Origin of the sequence: Paenibacillus guangzhouensis, assembly GCF_009363075.1 — a bacterium.
GTDB classification, from domain to species: domain Bacteria; phylum Bacillota; class Bacilli; order Paenibacillales; family Paenibacillaceae; genus Paenibacillus_K; species Paenibacillus_K guangzhouensis.
Genome location: NZ_CP045293.1, coordinates 80,765 through 100,899 on the forward strand (window position 1 = coordinate 80,765; position 20,135 = coordinate 100,899).

Consider the following 20,135-nt stretch of genomic DNA (forward strand, 5'->3'; position numbering starts at 1 on the left):
CCATTTGGATTATTTCGTTATGCGCGCTCCATCATTTGTTCGCGGTTCGGACCGACGGAAATGAAGCGAATCGGTACACCGATCAGCTGCTCGAGGTATTCGACGTATTGCTTCGCTTCGGTTGGCAATTCGTCATACGAACGAATATGTGAAATATCGGATTTCCAACCTGGCACCGTCTCAACGACAGGAACCGATTTCTGCAATTGCGGCGTATTCGGGAAATCCTGCGTGATCTTATCGTTGCTCTTGTATGCCGTGCAGACAGGGATCTCATCCAGGTAGCCAAGGACATCCAGGTTTGTGAGCGCGACTTCCGTTGCGCCTTGCAGTTTGCAGCCGTAACGGGTCGCTACAGCGTCGAACCAGCCGACACGGCGTGGTCTCCCTGTTGTCGCTCCGAATTCGCCGGCGTCTCCGCCGCGTCTGCGTAATTCATTCGCTGGCTCATCGAAAATTTCAGCGACGAATGGACCTTCGCCCACGCAGCTGGAATAGGCTTTGGTGACGGCCACAATGCGTGTCATTGCATAAGGCGGCACCCCTGCGCCTACCGGAGCGAAGCCGGCTAAGGTCGAAGAGGATGTCACATAGGGGTAGATACCGTGATCCGGGTCGCGTAACGCGCCTAATTGTCCTTCGACGAGGACCTGCTCGCCACGCTTCAAGGCATCGTGCAATAGCGTTGTCGTATCGCTCACGTAAGGCTTCAGGAAGGCCGCTTGCTCACGCAGTTCTTGCATCAAGCCTTCAATTTCATAAGCTGGTTGATGGTATAAGTGCTGCAGCAGTACATTCTTCGCTTCCAGCGAACGGAGCAGCTTGGTACGTAAGAGCTCTTCATCATACAAATCGCTGACTTGTATCCCGAGCTTAATATACTTATCAGAGTAGAACGGTGCAATCCCTTGCTTCGTTGATCCGAACTTGCGATCCGCGAGACGCTCCTCCTCGAGTTCATCGAACAGAATATGATAGGGAAGAACAACCTGCGCACGATCGGATACATGCAGCTTCGGTGCAGGTACTCCACGGGAGATTAATTCGTTATATTCTTTTTGCAGGTTGGGGATGTTCAGCGCGACGCCAGGTCCGATCACGTTGCCTACGCCTGGATTGAATACACCCGAAGGCAGCAAATGAAGCGCGAACTTTCCGTAATGATTAATTATCGTATGTCCTGCATTGCTTCCCCCTTGATAACGGACGACATAGTTCGATTTCGCCGCAAGGACATCCGTAATTTTACCTTTTCCTTCATCGCCCCAATTGGCGCCTACGATGGCTGTAACTGTCATGTCTGCACTCCTTCAATGTTGGTATTTCGATCTATCTTCAGTATAATAAAGATCATCATATTAAAATAATTAATATTTATAATAGTTGATATTAATCACATTTATACTTAGGCGGTGGCATCGGATATGATCCAGAATATGGAGTTGTACCAGGTGTTCTATATGACGGCCAAGGCAGGCAGTCTGTCCAGAGCAGCGGTGGAGCTGTGCATCACACAACCGGCTGTGACGCATGCGATCAAGCAGTTGGAGGCGAAGCTGGGCGTTCAGTTGTTTTTTCGCACGTCCAAAGGGGTTCGATTAACGGTCGATGGCCAAGTCCTCTTCACTTATATTGAGCAAGCCTACCACTTTATACTCAACGGTGAGCGAAAAATGGCCGAAATTCAGCAACTCGGGGAAGGGGAAGTCAAGATTGGCGCGGGTGACACGTTATGCCGTCATTACCTGCTGCCGCATCTTCAGACGTTCCACGAAGCCTACCCGCAGATCAAGATCCAAGTGACGAATCGGACCACCAGGGAAATTATCGGCTTGTTAAAAGAGGGGAAAATCGATATTGGCATCGTCAATCTGCCGATAACGGATCATCAGGTCGAGGTGCAGGAGAGCGTGGTGATTCATGATTGCTTCGTGGCGGGGGAGGCGTTTAAGCAGTTAGCCGCGTCTCCGATCTCACTCGAATATTTGCTGGAGCACCCGATCATTTTCCTCGAACAGGGGAGCAGTACGCGAGCTTATGTCGATCAGTTCGTAGCATCGCATGGGCTTGTCATGAAGCCTGAGATTGAACTGGGCAGCGTCGATTTATTGGTGGAATTCGCGCGAAGCGGGTTTGGGGTAGCTTGCGTCACACGGGAGTTCATTGCTGCGGAATTGTCGAATCAGACGTTATATGAGATTCAGCTCCGGACACCGATCCCCCCAAGGCGGGTGGGCATCATTAAGCTGCGCAGTACGCCGCTTCCTGCGGCTGCCAAGCAGATCTATGAGATGCTGCTGTGAATGGGAACGGAAAGAGCCCCGGACTTGTCCGCGGCTCTTCAATCCATGTTAGGAGACAGATTCTTCTGGCGACGATTTCATCGCTTTTTTGCTTACTTTCTTTTTCGTGCTCTTGACCACCTCTACAGCGGACTCGGCCGGTTTCGCGGCATCGATGCTCGCCTGCAGTGCTGCCATTAAGTCGAGCACATTGGATTGTGCAGCTGCAGGGGCCACAGTGAACTCTTCGCCTGCTATTTTTTTCTCGATGAGATCCACGAGCTGATGGCGGTAGTCATCTTTGTACTTCTCCGGTTGAAATGGGCTCGAGAGGTGCTGAATGAGCAGTTGGGCCATTTCTAGCTCTTTTTCCTGGATGACAGGCTGCGATGGAAGGTTAGGAACCTGTGCGATCGGTCTGATCTCATCCGGATAATAGATCGTCTCCATCACGATGCAGTCATCGATGATGCGCAGGGCTGCAAGATTCGTGCGCGAACGAATCACGACATTGCAGATGGCGATTTTGCCGGATCGCTTTAGTGCCTCTACGAGCAGGCTGTACGCGTTAGCACCCGTCTCCGCGGGAGCGAGATAATAAGACTTTTGAAAAAATAGCGGGTCCACTTCATGAAGGTCCACAAAGTCCAATACTTTGATCGCTTTGTTCGCTTCGGGCATTAATCGGTCAAGCTCATCCTTATCGAAAGTAACGTATTTACTCGGTTCATATTCATAGCCGCGAAGGATGCTCTCCGAGGCGATTTCGGTATTGCATGTCCGACACGTTTTCACATGATTAATCGGTGATCCACAGTCTTTATGTAAGGTTTTCATTGTTATATCTTTTTCTTCTGTAGCTGAGAACATTTTTACCGGCACATTCACCAGGCCAAAGCTGATTGCGCCTTTCCAGACGGTATGCATTCGTTTCCCCTCCCACACTCTTTTTACTATTTATATCCGCATGGAGAGGGGTTGATACCAAAAAGATCGGCTTACCCCTTCAAAATATAGGGAAGTTGTTCGTTCGTATGTCTCGATGTGGTAAAATAATGAAAACGACTGAGGTGATACATATGCTGGGAACAACGATATTCATTGCACTTATTATCGTATCGATTATAGGTGTGTCGATTTGGATTATGAAAGGGAATCGAAGATGGCATGATGCGGAGACTGTAGATTGCCCCGTCTGCGGTAATCAATTTAAGCTGATCGGTGGAAGTTTTAAATGTACACAGTGCAGAAAAAAGATCGTTAAAACTTCTGAGGGGCAAATCAAAGCGGTTTAAAACACCTGTGTTAGGTGTTTTTTTTATGGGTCTGATAAGAAAAACGAGCTTGCATTTGCGCACATCCTAACGAGGAGGTATTAGATGAAGCTGATATTCAGTTCACCCATATTACACCAATGACCTATTTTTGAATATATATCCAATCTAAATGGAGACTCCATAGCAATAAGCTGGAATATGTTGTAACATAAAAATAGAGCGTAAAAACACAGTCTGGTTGGTAGTCCAGACGAATTGAGATTTTGATCAATCTTCGATTCCAGTAGCCTTCCCCCTCGGGATGTCCATCGTTCTAATTATTTTATTAGAGGGGAATTCATATGAAGCTTACGGTTTTTTACGATGGTCAGTATTGGGTAGGTGTTGTAGAAGAGAGTACAGAAGGCAAACTAAGAGCAGGCAGGCTTATTTTTGGGGCTGAGCCAAAAGATCAGGAAATCATCCAATTTATTTACACCAAGCTACTGCATTTCATGGATGGGTTATCGGAAGAAGTAGAACTCAGAAATCAATTTACAAGAAAGATGAATCCGAAGAGGTTAGCACGAATGGCTGCTCGTGAAGTCAACGCCAATGGCGTATCAACTTTCGCCCAAGCAGCAATCCAGTTAGAGTATGAAAAAAGAAAAAAAGAGAAACAAACCCTTACTCGTGAGAGACGAGAAGAAATGAAAGTATATAAAAGAGACATCAAGGTTCAAAAAGCGAAAGAAAAGCACCGTGGACGGTAAAAGTAGAACAATTGTTGAATCCGTATATTTTCGTGCTCAGATGCAAAAATAAGATGAACCGCCCATATCATGGGCGGTTTTCAATCTATTAAGGATGGTTGCGCTCGTACGCTTGGCCTTAAATCGGACGGCACGGTGGTGGATGTGGGACGAAATCATGAAGGCCAACACAATGTAAGCGGCTGGCGCGATATCCAATAGGCCCGATTGCTGAATTGTATGAACGCATTTTTAAATGTATAATATGAGAAAAAGCCGTAAACCCTTATATATCAAAGGTTTACGGCTTTTTATGTATACAATCAATCTTCATTAAGTTTGAATAGATGGCGTCCCAGAAGAGATTCGAACTCCCGACCGACGGCTTAGAAGGCCGTTGCTCTATCCAGCTGAGCTACTGGGACAACAGAACCTATTGTAACAAAAGATTTGATCATGTGCAATAGAAAATTTTAATTTTATTCGGTATAATAAATTTTGATCTGAAAAAGCACGCGCTGCTTACGAGAAAGTTGGTGTATCTTATTACGAAATCGCATGAGCAAGACACCTATCCGAACAATGTTATTTTATTTCCGAAGATGCTGGATGTGTATCAAATTCAGCTGACGCGCTTTCTGGAGACGGAACAATATGGGGAAGCGGTTCGTTTGCTTCAGTTTCTGCTGGGATGTCAGGGCGTTGAACAGCATAAGACTGAATGGCAGGCACTACTAGACTGGCTGCTTGGAGCTTTTCCGGATGCAGGGGCGAATGTAGGCGTTCCTCTTCATGAAGAGGATGAGAGTGAAGAAAAGATGGCCGAGCAGTATTTTCGTAATAAGGTGGACCAAGACCCTGATTATGTGAATAAACTCCTCGATAGTATTGTGAATGGACCGTTAACGCCGCAGAAGCTGCTGGGTCTCGAACAACTCACGTATTTGGATCATCCTGAGATTGACGATGTGCTGCGTACGTGGCTCGTGAATGAACGGCTTCCAGCGCTGATGCAGTTCCACATTCTCCAGACGCTGCGTAAGCGGGGAGCGAGAGGAACGATTCAATTCCACCGGGGTCAAGATACCGTAGAACTCGAGATCGAGGATACGCCAATCGGTTATGAGGATTTTCCTTCCGCGGTGCGCAATGTTCCTGAACGTGTTAGGGAACAGACAGAGGTGCAGGACCCGGGTTTATCCTTACTTGCGTTAGATCTGTGGCAGCAATGTGTGATGGCCATGTACGGGACGTCTGCCTATCGGAGTATTCTGGCCGATGAAGATGCAACAATTGATATATGGGCGGCAGCGCTGCATATTTGGATGAGGGAGATGTTGTCAGGCGGCCATGACATCGATGCGGAACGTGTCGAAATTAGGGAATATTATGGGATTACAGACGCGTTAAGATTCCGGATGGAGCAAGCGCATAAGCATCTCAAAAACTTAATCGAAAGTCCGTTGTTGCGCATGGAATAGCGTACTTTTCATAGGAAACGCACTTTAGGCGGTGTCTGTCAAGTCGCATTCTTGATTAAAATCGAGATGTTGTATATAATGTAATGGTTGTTTCGAACGTGGACGAGTCATGGGTCTTGCGCATTGAATCAACGAAAACGCTGATCATGTGCATCGAGCCATGTGAATTTTTTGGAGGGGAAGGCATAAAATGAAAGCAAGCTGGGAAAAAATAGAGAAGAACCTTGGGGTTCTGCAAGTTGAAGTTGACGCGGAGCGCGTTACAGGTGCCTTGGACAAGGCATTCAAAAAAGTAGTACAGAAAGTAGCTGTGCCTGGATTCCGTAAAGGTAAAGTGCCACGCCCTATTTTCGAAAAAAGATTTGGTATTGAGAGCTTGTATCAAGATGCAATCGATATTTTGCTTCCTGAAGTGTACACAGAAGCGGTTAATGAGACGAACATCGAGCCAGTAGATCGTCCAGAAATCGAAGTAGAACAATTCGGTAAAGGCGAGAACTTCGTATTCAAAGCGAAGGTATTGGTTAAGCCAGAAGTTAAACTTGGCGAATACAAAGGTATCTCCGTTCCTGTTGAGAGCGTAACCGTAACTGATGAAGAAGTAGCTGTTGAACTTGAGAAGCTACAACAACGTCATGCTGAATTGGTTGTTATCGACGAAGATACTGCTAAAGAAGGCGACACAGTTATCATCGACTTCGAAGGATTCGTTGATGGCAAAGCATTCGAAGGCGGTAAAGGTGAGCGTTATTCCTTGGAACTTGGTTCCAAATCGTTCATCCCAGGATTCGAAGAGCAATTGATCGGCCTTGGAACTGGCGACTTCAAAGATGTTGACGTAACATTCCCTGAAGTGTACCACGCTGAAGAGCTTGCTGGTAAACCAGCGGTATTCAAAGTGAAACTTCATGAAATCAAACGTAAGCAGCTTCCAGTGCTTGATGATGAGTTCGCAAAAGACGTAAGCGAGTTCGATACACTTGACGAGTTCAAAGCAGATTTGACAAAACAAATCTCCGATCGCAAAGTGAAAGAAAACGAAGCGAAACGCGAAGGCGAAATCGTTGAGAAAGCAGCAGAAGCGGCAGAAGTTGAAATTCCGCAACCAATGATCGATACAGAAGTAGAAGCAATGGTTCGCGACTTCGACAACCGTCTTCGTGCACAAGGAATGAACCTTGACATGTTCATGACATTCTCCGGTCAAACGATCGAAGACATGAAAGGTCAAATGGCAACGGATGCTGAGAAACGCGTTCGTAACAACCTTGTTCTTGAGCAAATCGCTAAAGAAGAGAACATCGTAGCGACAGAAGAAGATGTAACGGAAGAACTTTCGAAAATGGCTGAAGCGTACAAACGCTCCACAGACGAAATCCGCAGCATCTTGAGCGCTAACGGTTCCCTTGCGAACCTTCAAGAGGAAGTTGCAATCCGTAAAACGGTTCAATTCCTAGTTGACAACAGCAAGAACTAATCACAACTGAAGCAGGTCAATAAGGCACGTATATCACATGCGTGCCTTTATTTATACCACTTCAGCCTTTGTTAGACCCGAATACATACATAATGAACGGTGAGGTCATTTACTTCGAGTCGCTCATGCAGCCTATGATAGCTTTGCCTTTGCAAGGCTTATAAGTCGTTCGTCTGCGTGGTGGTTTGATCGTGATCGAGAAGCGTTCAACCTATTGGTTTTTCTCACATATTGATTCACCCCAAGGTTCGTGCAAGACACAATTTCCACTGCTGCGATACATACAATGTAATAGCGTCGTTGCGGAGGAAATGACATGGCACCTGGAACGTGATAAAATAACAGTAATTCACTAATTGAAGAGGAAAAGAGGTTGGTCAAATGAATCTGATACCTATGGTTGTAGAGCAAACAAATCGAGGCGAAAGATCTTACGATATCTACTCGAGACTGCTCAAGGATCGCATTATATTTTTGGGGAGTGCGATTGATGATGATGTAGCCAATACAGTCATTGCCCAACTCCTCTTTTTAGCAGCCGAAGATCCGGAGAAGGATATTTCACTATATATTAATTCCCCGGGCGGATCGGTGACAGCAGGACTTGGTATTTTGGATACGATGAATTTCATCAAACCGGATGTATCAACGATCTGTGTCGGTCTAGCTGCAAGTATGGGTTCTCTCCTCTTAACAGCTGGTGCGAAAGGCAAGCGATTCGTATTGCCGAATAGTGAAGTGATGATTCACCAGCCATTAGGCGGTGTGAGAGGTCAAGCGACCGATATTAAGATTCATGCGGATTGGATCATTAAGACGAAGCAGAAATTGAATCAAATTTATGTGGATACGACGGGTCAACCCCTTGAGAAGATCGAACGTGATACAGACCGCGACAATTTTATGAGTGCAGAGGAAGCCGTAGCTTATGGTCTGGTTGACCAAGTTCTCACTCGGCCCATTATGAACTAAGGGGGGATTCCATGTTTAAGTTTAACGAAGAAAAAGGTCAGCTGAAATGCTCGTTCTGCGGTAAATCGCAAGAACAAGTACGTAAGCTTGTAGCTGGTCCTGGCGTCTATATATGTGATGAGTGCATCGAGCTGTGCACAGAGATTGTGGAAGAAGAGCTTGGTCACGATGAGGATATCGATCTAAAGGATATCCCGAAACCAATGGAAATCCGCAATATTCTGGATCAATACGTGATTGGTCAAGAACAGGCGAAGAAATCGTTGTCCGTCGCGATGTATAACCATTACAAACGGATCAACACACAGAGCAAGATTGAAGATGTTGAGCTGCAAAAGAGTAATATTCTACTCGTAGGTCCGACAGGTTCTGGTAAAACATTGCTTGCGCAGACGATGGCTAAAATCCTTAACGTACCGTTCGCGATTGCGGATGCAACTTCCTTGACGGAAGCGGGTTACGTGGGTGAAGATGTTGAGAACATTTTGCTGAAGCTGATCCAAGCGGCAGATTACGATGTAGAGAAAGCGGAACGCGGCATTATCTATATCGATGAAATCGATAAGGTGGCTCGTAAATCGGAGAATCCTTCGATTACGCGCGACGTGTCTGGCGAAGGCGTGCAGCAAGCGCTCCTCAAAATTCTCGAAGGTACGGTGGCATCCGTTCCTCCACAAGGTGGACGTAAGCACCCGCATCAAGAATTCATTCAAATCGATACGACGAACATCTTGTTCATCTGTGGCGGGGCATTTGATGGCCTTGAGCAGCTGATCAAACGCCGGATTGGTAAGAAAGTGATTGGGTTCAACGCAGCTGGAGACGGCACGAAGGAACTGAAACCGGGCGAATACTTGTCGATGGTATTACCGGAAGACTTGCTCAAATTCGGATTAATTCCTGAGTTTGTGGGTCGTCTGCCTGTTATCTCTACCCTTGAGCCGCTAGACGAGAGCACACTCGTTCGGATTCTATCCGAGCCGAAGAATGCGCTTGTGAAGCAATATCAGAAGCTGCTTGAGATGGATAACGTCAAATTGGAGTTCGAACATGCGGCGCTTGAAGCCATCGCCAAAGAAGCGATCAAGCGGAACACCGGTGCGCGCGGTTTGCGTTCCATTATTGAAGGTGTTATGCTAGATGTAATGTACGAAGTTCCATCGCGCGACGATATTACGAACTGCGTCATTACAGAGAAAGTCATCCAGGAGAAAGTTGTTCCTGAGTTGACAGCGAAGAAGCCAAGCAAGAAAAAAGAAGAGAGCGCCTAAGTCGGCGTAAAGTGAATATATAACACGACTCAAATACTCCACTTGTTCATTCGGAAATCCGTGCTGGTAGCGCTGGTGGATGACGGGTGGAGTTTTGACGTTCTTGGGAGAGAAAAACAATGTTCCATAGAAAGCAGACGCGTCCGATTAAAGTCGGCAACTTAACGATTGGCGGCAGTAACGAAGTTATTATTCAGAGCATGTGTACGACGAAGACAGCGAATGTCGAAGCGACCGTCGCCGAGATCCTTCGTCTGGAAGAAGCCGGTTGTCAGGTGGTCCGCGTGACGGTGAATAATATGGAAGCGGCTGAAGCGATCAAAGAGATCAAGAAGCAGATTCATATTCCACTCGTTGCGGATATCCATTTCGATTATCGTCTTGCCCTCGCGGCAATCGAGAACGGGATTGATAAAGTTCGGATAAATCCGGGGAATATCGGTCGTCGTGAGAAGGTCGAAGCGGTTGTTAAGGCATGTAAGGAGAAGGGAATCCCGATTCGGATCGGCGTAAATGCGGGCTCGCTTGAGAACCATCTGCTTGAGAAGTATGGGTACCCAACGGCTGAAGCGATGGTAGAGAGCGCGAAGTTCCATATCGGAATCTTGGAAGAGCTTGATTTCCACAATATCATCGTGTCGCTTAAAGCTTCGGATGTACCGATGGCGATTGAAGCCTACCGGATGGCGTCGGAGAGCTTCGACTATCCGCTACACTTAGGGATTACAGAGGCGGGAACGTTGTTCACGGGTGCTGTGAAGAGTGCTGCTGGGATCGGTGCGCTATTATCGATGGGTATTGGCTCGACGGTTCGTATCTCCTTGAGTGCGGATCCTGTTGAAGAGGTGAAGGTTGCGCGTGAAATTCTCAAATCTTTTGGTTTGATCTCGAATGCAGCAACGCTCATTTCTTGTCCAACCTGTGGACGTCTTGATATTGACCTCTTCACGATTGCGAACGAAGTGGAAGAGTATATCTCGAAAATTAAGGTACCGATCAAAGTATCCGTATTAGGCTGTGCGGTGAATGGTCCGGGTGAAGCCAGAGAGGCGGATATCGGTATCGCTGGGGCCCGCGGTGAAGGGATGTTGTTCCGTTATGGAGAAATGATCCGGAAGGTACCTGAAGCAGAGCTGCTCAATGAGTTGAAGAAAGAAATTGATGTGATTGTTGATGTCTATAATCGCACGGGAGAAATCCCGGGACGTAAACAGCACGTTTAATAGATGATGATTAGCATGTCTTTTGTTTGCATGATGTAATGCAGACGAAGGGCATGCTTTTTTGTTTGCTTTGAATGGGACGGACAATTATGGCTGTGCGCTTGATTGTATAGTTTGTGGCAGATCTGCGAAAGGTAAATTTTATATGATGGAAAAGAGATAAAAAAAGTTTTCATTTTCTGAAAATTACGTTAAAATATCTTATGTTAAGAAATGTGACATCAAGTTTCGACAGAAGAAGGGATGATAGCTTTCGTGGAGTGGATTCATGAGCAAATCGTATTATTAAATGATTTCGTATGGACTTATATTCTAATCGCGGTCCTGATCGCATTAGGAGTATACTTCTCGATTCGTTCTCGGTTCGTGCAAGTGACGGCGGTTCGTGAGACGTTGAGATTATTGGTGGAGAAGGAGCCGGGTGATGCCGAAGGTAAAAAGGGCGTTTCTTCCTTCCAAGCTTTTTGTATAAGCACAGCGTCGCGTGTGGGAACAGGGAATCTTGCGGGTGTCGCGATTGCCATTTCGCTCGGTGGACCCGGAGCGGTATTCTGGATGTGGGTCATGGCGATTTTCGGCGCGGCATCTGGCTTTATCGAATCAACGTTAGCGCAAATCTTCAAAGAACGAGATGGGTCGACCTTCCGGGGCGGACCAGCTTATTATATGGAAAAAGCGTTGAATGCGCGATGGTTAGGCATTATTTTCGCGATATTGATCACATTTAGCTTCGGGTTCGTATTCAATGCGGTGCAAGTCAATACGATGAGCTCAGCTTTTCAAGGGTCCTTCGGATGGGACCCGTTATGGATCGGAATTGTGCTCGCGATTATGCTCGCGATGACAATCTTCGGCGGTGTGAAGCGAATTGGACAAGTTAGCTCCATCATTGTGCCTATTATGGCCACAGGATACATCTTATTAGCGCTGTTCGTTATTATCATGAATTTCACAGCCATTCCAAGTGTGTTCGCATTAATTATTGAGCATGCATTTGGTTGGAAAGAAGCGGCTGCTGGGGGTCTTGGTACAGCAATTATGATGGGGATCAAGCGCGGACTATTCTCCAATGAAGCTGGGATGGGGAGTGCGCCGAATGCGGCGGCAACCGCTAGTGTAAGTCATCCGGTGAAGCAAGGAATGATTCAATCGCTGGGTGTATTCGTAGATACACTTCTCGTATGCAGTGCGACGGCATTCATTATTCTATTCTCCGGTGTTCATACAAGCGGCACCTATGACGGAATTCAACTGACGCAGCAAGCGTTAGCTTCACAAGTCGGCAGTTGGGCCAATGGGTTCATAGGTCTTGCGATCTTCTTGTTCGCCTTCAGCTCCTTGATCGGGAACTATTATTACGGTCAGAGCAATATTGAGTTTATTAGCGGCAAAGGTCGCAACACTCGCGTCTGGATGTTCATCTACCGGTTGATTGTACTCGCGATGGTGATCCTCGGATCGGTTGCGAAGGTCTCTCTAGTATGGGATATGGCGGATCTGTTCATGGGCTTTATGGCGCTCATAAACTTGGTTGTTATTGCACTGATCGGCAAATATGCTTTGGCGGCTCTTAAGGATTATCGCGAACAACGGAAGCAGGGGCTGGATCCCGTCTTTACGGCGGATCGCATCTCTGGGCTGAAGCATGCGGACTGCTGGGAAGTTAAAAGCAATTAATAAAATATAAAAGATTCATGATGAGATAAATCTTGATCGAAGTTATCCAATGATGATCGACCGCGATTAAAGGTTGATTTATTCGCCAATCCGCATGTACACATTCGGATGTGGGCAAAAGATAATTTTTGAATTACCTCTAAGCGGTTAATTGGGCCGAGAAAGGGAAATACTATGACGTATTACACTTTCTCGGTTTCTTTGTGTTGTTCAAGAGTTTTGATTCAAGAGATAGCGAGGATGCATTGAGGAGGAATGATGGATGGATTTCAGTATGGCGTTAATGTTCATTCAAGTATTTTTTGCGATTATTATCGGCCTTTATTTCTGGAACTTGTTAAGATCGCAAAAAACGAATCGGACGGCGGTGGATCGCGAATCTAGGAAGGAAATGGATAAACTGCGTAAAATGCGCTCGATTTCCTTAACGAAACCGCTCGCGGAGAAGACAAGACCGACGACGATGCGGGATATTGTAGGACAGAAGGACGGATTGCGGGCATTGACGGCTGCGCTGTGCAGTGCGAATCCGCAGCACGTTATTATATACGGACCACCGGGTGTCGGGAAGACGGCTGCCGCGCGCGTTGTCCTCGAAGAAGCGAAGAAGAACACGAACTCGCCGTTCATGTCTGATGCGAAGTTTACAGAGATTGATGCAACAACGGCGCGATTCGATGAGCGGGGGATTGCGGACCCGTTGATCGGCTCTGTGCATGATCCGATTTATCAAGGCGCGGGCGCCATGGGTGTTGCCGGAATTCCGCAGCCCAAACCAGGTGCGGTGACCAAGGCGCATGGCGGAATCTTGTTTATTGACGAGATTGGGGAATTGCATCCGATTCAGATGAATAAGCTGTTAAAAGTATTAGAAGATCGTAAAGTGTTCCTTGAGAGTGCCTATTATAATTCCGAGGATACGAATATTCCTGTGTATATTCATGATATTTTCCAAAATGGCTTGCCAGCAGATTTCCGTCTGGTCGGGGCTACGACGCGTTCGCCACAAGAAATATCGCCCGCGCTTCGTTCTCGCTGCATGGAGATTTTCTTCCGTCCATTGCTGGCGGATGAAATTCGCGTGATTGCCTCGGACGCCGTGCGCAAAATAGGCTTCGAACCGTGCCCTGAAGCGGTAGAAGTGGTATCGCGCTATGCGACAAATGGCCGGGAGGCTGTGAATGTGATCCAGCTGGCAGCAGGTCTTGCGATGGCTGAGAAACGCAATAGCATCACCGCTGCGGATGTGGAGTGGGTCGTGAACAGCAGTCAAATTCCGCCGCGTCCGGATCGCAAAATTCCGCAAGCGCCTAGTATCGGCTTCGTCAATGGTCTTGCTGTCTATGGACCGAATATGGGAACACTGCTCGAAATTGAAGTAACGGCGATTCGAACGAAGCAGGGTCAAGGTAAAGTGAATATTACGGGCGTCGTAGATGAAGAAGAATTGGGCGGCGGCTCTCGTACATTGCGCCGGAAGAGTATGGCGAAGGGATCGATTGAGAACGTCCTTACGGTGCTTCGGACCATTGGCCTGGATCCATACAGCTTTGATCTGCATGTGAACTTCCCAGGAGGGACGCCAATCGATGGTCCTTCAGCGGGGATTGCTATGGCGACAGCGATTGCGTCGGCCATGAACCATGTGCCGATTGATAATAAGCTTGCAATGACTGGTGAAGTGAGTATTCATGGGAAAGTGAAGCCTATTGGCGGGGTCATTGCCAAGGTCGAGGCGGCATTTCAAGCGGGGGCAACAACCGTCATTATCCCGCGCGAGAATTGGCAGGAGATTTTCTCTGGCTTGAACGGTCTGAAGGTTATTCCTGTTGACACGATCCAAGAGGTGTTCCAGCATGTCTTCGGTGAAGCGGTGCAAGAAGTGCTGTTAGAGATTCCACAGGATAAGGACCTGTTCATTTCACCACCGGCGACATCGTTCTTGCAGGCGAAATCGGTGGATGACGTTCGTTCGACCGAGTCTGGCGGGGCATAATCGCATGATCGTACCGCGCTTGCAGGCCCATTGGTTTTTTTAAGCAACATTTGATAAAATGTTATAAATGCAGGTTCAAAAAGCCGACTTTTCAGCACCTGAAAGTTTTCGTAGAAAACTGGCATCGTAAGCGATACTTGGGTTGTATGAAAATGAAGAAGGAGGAACGGAGTGTAGGCAGTACCTACATGAGTACCGGAGTTCGAAGTTGAATGCAAGATTCGATGCCGAGTTTGCTCCCTGCAATTCTTCGTGATGAATAAGCCTTTATCGTAGTAAATCCACGATGAACGACCGCGGTATATGGTGGGTTTATTCGCCAATCAGTAAGCATCTAGCTTCCTGATGTGGGCAAAAGGGGACTTTTTGAACTTCCTCTAACATCTTATTGAGAGCCACTGGAGGTGCGTAACACATGGGCCTAACTAAAGCAAAAGGTCGCCGTATCCCTCTACTGCCCTTAAGGGGACTGCTTGTCTATCCTAGCATGGTATTGCACTTGGATGTCGGACGGGATAAGTCAGTTAAGGCTTTAGAGCGAGCAATGGTAGATGACAATATGATTCTGCTGTGTTCTCAATCGGACGTCAACATTGAAGATCCGGGTCAGGATGATATTTACTCGATTGGCACAATCGCCAAAGTCAAACATATGCTGAAGCTGCCGAATGGCACAATTCGCGTATTGATTGAAGGCGTCATCCGCGCTGAAATTCTGCAGTATGTGGATAATGAGGAATATTTCGAAGTTCAAGTGCAGGAGCTGCCGGAACAAGAACTATCCGATGCGGAGACCGATGCGCTGATGCGTACGGTGCTGAGCCAATTTGAATACTACATAAATCTGTCGAAGAAAGTAACGCCAGAGACCCTCGCAGCCGTAACGGATATTGAGGAGCCGGGGCGTCTAGCGGATGTCATTACAAGCCATTTGTCGCTCAAGATGAAAGATAAACAAGAAATTCTTGAGACGATAGATGTGACGGAACGGCTGGAGAAGCTGCTCGACATTCTGAATAACGAGCGTGAAGTGCTGGAGCTTGAACGCAAGATCAGCCAACGCGTGAAGAAGCAGATGGAGAAGACGCAGAAGGAATACTATCTGCGTGAACAGATGAAGGCGATCCAGAAGGAGCTTGGCGAGAAGGAAGGCCGTCTCGGCGAAGTGGAAGAACTGCGTGCGAAGCTTGCGGATTTGAATGCGCCGGAGTCGGTGCAGGAGAAGATCAACAAGGAAATTGATCGTCTAGAGAAGACGCCTGCATCTTCCGCAGAAGGCGGAGTCATCCGGAATTATGTTGATTGGTTACTATCTCTGCCTTGGTCGCATAAGACGGATGATCATCTGGATATTCAAGAAGCTGAGCGGATCTTAAATGAGGATCATTATGGTCTGGATAAACCGAAGGAACGTGTGCTTGAGTATCTTGCGGTGCAGCAGCTCGTCAAGCGGTTGAAAGGCCCTATTCTCTGTCTCGTTGGACCGCCTGGGGTGGGGAAGACCTCCTTGGCGCGATCAATCGCAAGATCGCTTGGCCGTCAATTCGTGCGCATCTCGCTTGGCGGCGTTCGGGATGAAGCAGAAATCCGCGGACACCGACGGACATACGTAGGGGCGATGCCAGGCCGAATCATTCAAGGCATGAAGACGGCCGGTTCCATGAATCCGGTGTTCTTGCTCGACGAGATCGACAAGATGGCGTCGGATTTCCGCGGCGACCCATCGGCAGCACTGCTCGAAGTGCTCGATCCGGAACAGAACAGCACCTTCAGCGATCATTTTGTCGAGCTGCCGTTCGATTTATCGAATGTCATGTTCGTGACGACGGCGAATGCGGTTCATAATATTCCAAGACCGCTGCTGGACCGGATGGAGATGCTCTATATCCCAGGCTATACGGAACTGGAGAAGCAGCAAATTGCAACGCAATATTTGGTACCGAAGCAGACGAAGGAGCATGGCTTACAGCCGGAACAGATCGAAATTGAGGATGCTGCACTCTTAAAGGTTATTCGAGAATATACCCGGGAATCAGGGGTTCGTAATCTGGAACAGCAGGTTGCCGCGCTCTGCCGGAAAGCAGCTAAGCAAATCGTTGCTCATGAGCATGAGAAGGTCGTCATTGCTCCGGATGATTTGAAGGATTACCTGGGCATTGCGAAATTCCGATATGGTCATGCTGAAGAAGAGAATCAGATCGGTTCGGTGACAGGCCTTGCTTGGACGGAGGTTGGCGGAGAAATGCTGAAAATCGAAGTCACCGTGATGCCGGGAACCGGGAAGTTGACGCTCACAGGCAAGCTTGGGGATGTCATGAAGGAATCGGCGCAAGCGGCGTTCAGCTATACGCGTTCACGCGCGGAAGCGCTGCATCTAGAACCGAATTTCCATGAAAAATATGATGTGCACATTCATATACCAGAAGGCGCGATTCCGAAGGATGGACCATCTGCGGGGATTACGATCGCTACAGCGCTGATCTCGGCGCTTACGAACCGCTATGTATCCAAGGATGTAGCTATGACAGGAGAGATCACATTGCGTGGTCGTGTGCTACCGATTGGCGGACTGAAAGAAAAATCTCTTGCTGCACATCGTGCTGGGATTAAGAAGATCCTCGTTCCGAAGGAGAATGAACGCGATCTGCGTGATATTCCAGATAGCGTCAAGAATGACGTGACCATCGTCCTCGTCGGACATATGGATCAAGTCCTGGAACACGCGCTTGTAGAACCGATCACGTTATCCGAATAAAGTTGTTGAACAAGAAAGGAATTACAGACGACATGAAAGTAACACAAGCAGAATTCATTATAAGCGCTGTAGGACCTGACCAATACCCTGATGATGCCTTGCCGGAGATTGCTCTGGCAGGGCGTTCTAATGTTGGCAAGTCCTCGCTTATTAACCGTATGATTAACCGCAAAAATTTGGCGCGGACAAGCTCGCAGCCCGGCAAGACGCAATGTCTGAACTATTACCGCATTAATGATCTATTATATTTTGTGGATTTTCCGGGGTACGGCTATGCCAAAGTATCGAAGACCCAGCGTCAGGCGTGGGGAAAGATGATCGAGCGCTATCTGCTGGAACGCGATACGCTTAAATTGGTCCTACAGGTTGTCGATCTGCGTCATCCGCCTTCGAAGGACGATATCATGATGCGTGAATGGCTGATTCATTATGATATTCCGACCTGTGTCGTGATGACGAAGGCTGATAAACTGCCGAAGAGTCAATGGCATAAGCATATGAAAGTCATCAAAAATGATCTGCAGTTAACCTCGGAGAATCCGATGGTGATGTTCTCGTCGGAGATTGGCCTCGGCAAGGACGAGCTGTGGGAGATTATTAGCCGTTATACCTCCTCTTCAGAAGATTCCGCCTTGGATTCAACAGATGATATAGGGAATCCGCAAAGTTAGTGTAGGAAACAGAGCATCTTCATCAAAACCTCAATCTCTTCACGGAAAAATCCGTATTTTTCGTGGAAAATGAAGAAAAATCAAGGCTGGTTAGCAGGAATAATTGTGCTTGATCGTGTATAATATCCTTAAGGCATTGAATTTTTGAAGTTGTAAGTTAAAGAATTGAGGAGATTTGTATGGGTCAACGGCTCGCAACAGAGTATGTGAAAGCCAGTTTACAGTTAACGGAAGCAGAGATGTCCAAGTTTGTGCATAGTTTTGAAGAGCAGCATATTCATTCGTATGTGCTTGTGCTCGATAACGGCAATCAAGAAGTTGTTCTTGAGGATGGTGCAGGGGAGGAGATTCGGTTACCGTTTCAACGGAAGGCGACGACGTATGTATGTGAAACGTCCTGCCGTCTGGTTAAACCGAAGTTGACCAATGCGATGCGTCAAGCGCTAGCAGCGTTTAAAGGAAACGCGATCGTGAATCGAATTTACAGAGGCTACACGATGGAATACAAGTATGATCAAGGGAAAGTATCTCGAATCGTTGAGCATGTTGATGGTCAAGATCGACTCATTTTCGAGTATAAAGATACACTTGGTCAATTGCAGCAGTTATTTAATCAGTGTCAAGTGGAGGCTCAGATCGAAGGGATTCAAGAGCGGATCAATTCATTGCTGGATGCAAGGAATCGTGCGAAGAACCTTGAGCAGATCGCCCAAATTGACGCGAAGCTTAGCAGCTATACGCAGCAATTATTTGTACTTGAAGCGTGATATCGCGCATTGATACGACGAAGGAGTCCGGGAGGACTCCTTTTTTATGTGGCATGCTTGGAGCACTTTAAGGAAAAAACTCCACATTGTGGGATTGTTTTGTGCTGACACATATACAGGCGGCGTGCATATGTTGTATACGGGACGAAGGGCTTCCGTACATTTCAAATATTCACCAAAAAAAAGTATTGCTTTTCTGGGCAGAAGATGTTATTTTTATTCTCGTTGAAAAGAATATAGGAACCAGGATTCACTCAGGACATTGTATGTTGCGAGAGAGTTTTCCCTCGGGAAGTGAATGACGTAGGTCCTAGCGGATGAAATTTTTCAAACATTTTATTCCTAGGAAGGGGGAACCGGAAGATGGAATATTCAACTTTCGGAAGACACGTTGCAGTTGACACTTGGGGTGTTGATTTTGAACTCCTAAACAATGCTGAATTTTTGCAAGCTCAAATGGTAGAGGCGGCTGAAGCTAGCGGTGCAACCGTACTGTCTGTTCAAGCCAAACAATTCGAACCACAAGGTGCAACGGTATTAGTAATGTTATCTGAGAGTCATCTCTCGATTCACACGTATCCTGAAAGAGGTTTTGCTGCAATTGATTGTTATACCTGCGGCGAGACAGTAGACCCGCAAGTTGCAATTGACTACCTGGTATCCGTACTTAAACCGGATAAAACGTATGCGAAGAAATTGGTTCGCGGTATCGGGGAGCTTCAAGTTGAGAACCCTGTGATGAAGCAAGAGCAATTCGCATAGTACGCCATAGAAGTCAAAGATAACCATGAAGATGAGATTCGTCTTCATGGTTATTTGTTTTATACCGGGGTCCCCGCAAAGTACCTCAATCGACTTCGAAGTTTGTGGGCCACTTTTGGGGTTATTTTATCTCAGAACCCCATAGAATGTACAAGGTTGGTTATGTCCATTGCAAAGGGGTTCGGAGGATGCGCAGAAATCAAAGTCGAAGTTCAGGGAAATGGTTCATTGTCGTTATGATCTTGCTTGTCATTGTCTGGCCGTCGTATCAGATTTATAAGCTGATGGGCGGCAATGTGGCGAAGGAAGATGCAGGACGAATGCTCTACGAGGTTGCGGCATTCCAGATGGGACTCGTGCAGAATGCATTGAATGAAGCTTCAACCATGAAGAATGCAAGTCAGTTGGATGCTGTTAAGCTCGCGATTTATTCGGCGAATTATACGCATGATCGTCTGGTGAAGGCCTATGACAATGATCATTTGAAAAGGTTAGCATCCCTCAATAAACTGCTTGAGTTCATTACGAGCGTTCAGATCGCAGGAGACCGTTCACTGCATGAAGAGGAGAAGCGTATACTGCAAGAGGTTCAGAGGCGTTACGGCGAATTCTACGAGGCCTATGAGCAGCTTGTGACAGGCAGCGGTCAGTTGGTTAGCTCGGAAGCTGTGATAGTATCTGAAGCCGATGAGGCGATGCAAGAACTGCTGGAGAAGCAAATGAATCCATAACCATAACCGCAGTAATCGTCTAGGAATCAACGTGATTTTGGTATAAGTGGAAAGGCTTAGGC

The 20,135-nt window shown here is 47.2% G+C and carries 17 protein-coding genes, 1 tRNA gene and 1 pseudogene; 16 read left to right on the forward strand and 3 right to left on the reverse strand.

Annotated features, from left to right (window positions below; genetic code table 11):
* Positions 1 to 17: 17 nt before the first annotated feature.
* Entirely contained in the window at positions 18 to 1,298 is a 1,281-nt protein-coding gene (locus tag GCU39_RS00370; RefSeq protein ID WP_152391682.1) for an adenylosuccinate synthase, read from the reverse strand.
* Between the two features lie 126 nt (positions 1,299 to 1,424).
* On the opposite strand from GCU39_RS00370, the gene GCU39_RS00375 reads away from it, so the two are divergent.
* On the forward strand, positions 1,425 to 2,303 hold the full coding sequence (locus GCU39_RS00375; protein ID WP_152391683.1) for a LysR family transcriptional regulator: 879 nt from the start codon (positions 1,425 to 1,427) through the stop codon (positions 2,301 to 2,303).
* 48 nt (positions 2,304 to 2,351) lie between these two features.
* Here GCU39_RS00375 and ku read toward each other — a convergent pair whose 3' ends face one another.
* On the reverse strand, positions 2,352 to 3,209 hold the full coding sequence (gene ku, locus GCU39_RS00380; RefSeq protein ID WP_152391684.1) for a non-homologous end joining protein Ku: 858 nt from the start codon (positions 3,207 to 3,209) through the stop codon (positions 2,352 to 2,354).
* Positions 3,210 to 3,337: 128 nt separating this feature from the next.
* On the opposite strand from ku, the gene GCU39_RS00385 reads away from it, so the two are divergent.
* From GCU39_RS00385 to GCU39_RS32360, 3 genes and pseudogenes are all read left to right on the forward strand, one after another.
* Positions 3,338 to 3,577, forward strand: a complete 240-nt coding sequence (locus tag GCU39_RS00385) for a hypothetical protein (RefSeq protein ID WP_152391685.1) — start codon at positions 3,338 to 3,340, stop codon at positions 3,575 to 3,577.
* Between the two features lie 323 nt (positions 3,578 to 3,900).
* Positions 3,901 to 4,311, forward strand: coding sequence for a YjdF family protein (locus tag GCU39_RS00390; RefSeq protein ID WP_152391686.1), 411 nt, complete (start codon positions 3,901 to 3,903; stop codon positions 4,309 to 4,311).
* 96 nt (positions 4,312 to 4,407) lie between these two features.
* Positions 4,408 to 4,506, forward strand: a pseudogene (locus tag GCU39_RS32360) (chromosome condensation regulator); the annotation flags it as partial.
* Positions 4,507 to 4,638: 132 nt separating this feature from the next.
* Here the strand turns inward: GCU39_RS32360 and GCU39_RS00400 are convergent.
* A tRNA-Arg gene (locus GCU39_RS00400) sits at positions 4,639 to 4,715 on the reverse strand.
* A gap of 111 nt (positions 4,716 to 4,826) precedes the next feature.
* On the opposite strand from GCU39_RS00400, the gene GCU39_RS00405 reads away from it, so the two are divergent.
* From GCU39_RS00405 to GCU39_RS00460, 12 genes are all read left to right on the forward strand, one after another.
* Positions 4,827 to 5,771, forward strand: a complete 945-nt coding sequence (locus tag GCU39_RS00405) for a hypothetical protein (protein ID WP_321575650.1) — start codon at positions 4,827 to 4,829, stop codon at positions 5,769 to 5,771.
* Positions 5,772 to 5,961: 190 nt separating this feature from the next.
* Entirely contained in the window at positions 5,962 to 7,248 is a 1,287-nt protein-coding gene (gene tig / locus GCU39_RS00410; protein WP_152391687.1) for a trigger factor, read from the forward strand.
* Positions 7,249 to 7,629: 381 nt separating this feature from the next.
* Positions 7,630 to 8,220 (forward strand): ATP-dependent Clp endopeptidase proteolytic subunit ClpP, encoded by a 591-nt coding sequence (clpP, locus tag GCU39_RS00415; RefSeq protein ID WP_152391688.1) that lies wholly within the window; start codon positions 7,630 to 7,632, stop codon positions 8,218 to 8,220.
* An 11-nt stretch (positions 8,221 to 8,231) separates the two neighbouring features.
* Positions 8,232 to 9,491, forward strand: coding sequence for an ATP-dependent protease ATP-binding subunit ClpX (clpX, locus tag GCU39_RS00420; RefSeq protein WP_152391689.1), 1,260 nt, complete (start codon positions 8,232 to 8,234; stop codon positions 9,489 to 9,491).
* Between the two features lie 119 nt (positions 9,492 to 9,610).
* Positions 9,611 to 10,714 carry a flavodoxin-dependent (E)-4-hydroxy-3-methylbut-2-enyl-diphosphate synthase gene (gene ispG / locus GCU39_RS00425; RefSeq protein ID WP_152391690.1) on the forward strand — a complete coding sequence of 368 codons (1,104 nt, stop codon included), beginning with the start codon at positions 9,611 to 9,613 and terminating at the stop codon, positions 10,712 to 10,714.
* A 243-nt stretch (positions 10,715 to 10,957) separates the two neighbouring features.
* Positions 10,958 to 12,391, forward strand: coding sequence for an alanine/glycine:cation symporter family protein (locus tag GCU39_RS00430; RefSeq protein ID WP_152391691.1), 1,434 nt, complete (start codon positions 10,958 to 10,960; stop codon positions 12,389 to 12,391).
* A 262-nt stretch (positions 12,392 to 12,653) separates the two neighbouring features.
* Complete coding sequence (lonB, locus tag GCU39_RS00435; protein WP_152391692.1) at positions 12,654 to 14,387, forward strand: ATP-dependent protease LonB; 1,734 nt, start codon at positions 12,654 to 12,656, stop codon at positions 14,385 to 14,387.
* Positions 14,388 to 14,802: 415 nt separating this feature from the next.
* Complete coding sequence (gene lon, locus GCU39_RS00440; RefSeq protein WP_152391693.1) at positions 14,803 to 17,142, forward strand: endopeptidase La; 2,340 nt, start codon at positions 14,803 to 14,805, stop codon at positions 17,140 to 17,142.
* A 32-nt stretch (positions 17,143 to 17,174) separates the two neighbouring features.
* Positions 17,175 to 17,813: a ribosome biogenesis GTP-binding protein YihA/YsxC gene (gene yihA, locus GCU39_RS00445; protein WP_152397023.1), complete on the forward strand. Its 639-nt coding sequence runs from the start codon at positions 17,175 to 17,177 to the stop codon at positions 17,811 to 17,813.
* A 179-nt stretch (positions 17,814 to 17,992) separates the two neighbouring features.
* Positions 17,993 to 18,580 carry a non-ribosomal peptide synthetase module gene (locus tag GCU39_RS00450; protein WP_152391694.1) on the forward strand — a complete coding sequence of 196 codons (588 nt, stop codon included), beginning with the start codon at positions 17,993 to 17,995 and terminating at the stop codon, positions 18,578 to 18,580.
* A gap of 363 nt (positions 18,581 to 18,943) precedes the next feature.
* Positions 18,944 to 19,342 carry an adenosylmethionine decarboxylase gene (gene speD, locus GCU39_RS00455; protein WP_152391695.1) on the forward strand — a complete coding sequence of 133 codons (399 nt, stop codon included), beginning with the start codon at positions 18,944 to 18,946 and terminating at the stop codon, positions 19,340 to 19,342.
* A gap of 188 nt (positions 19,343 to 19,530) precedes the next feature.
* Complete coding sequence (locus GCU39_RS00460) at positions 19,531 to 20,073, forward strand: hypothetical protein (protein WP_152391696.1); 543 nt, start codon at positions 19,531 to 19,533, stop codon at positions 20,071 to 20,073.
* Positions 20,074 to 20,135 lie beyond the last annotated feature (62 nt).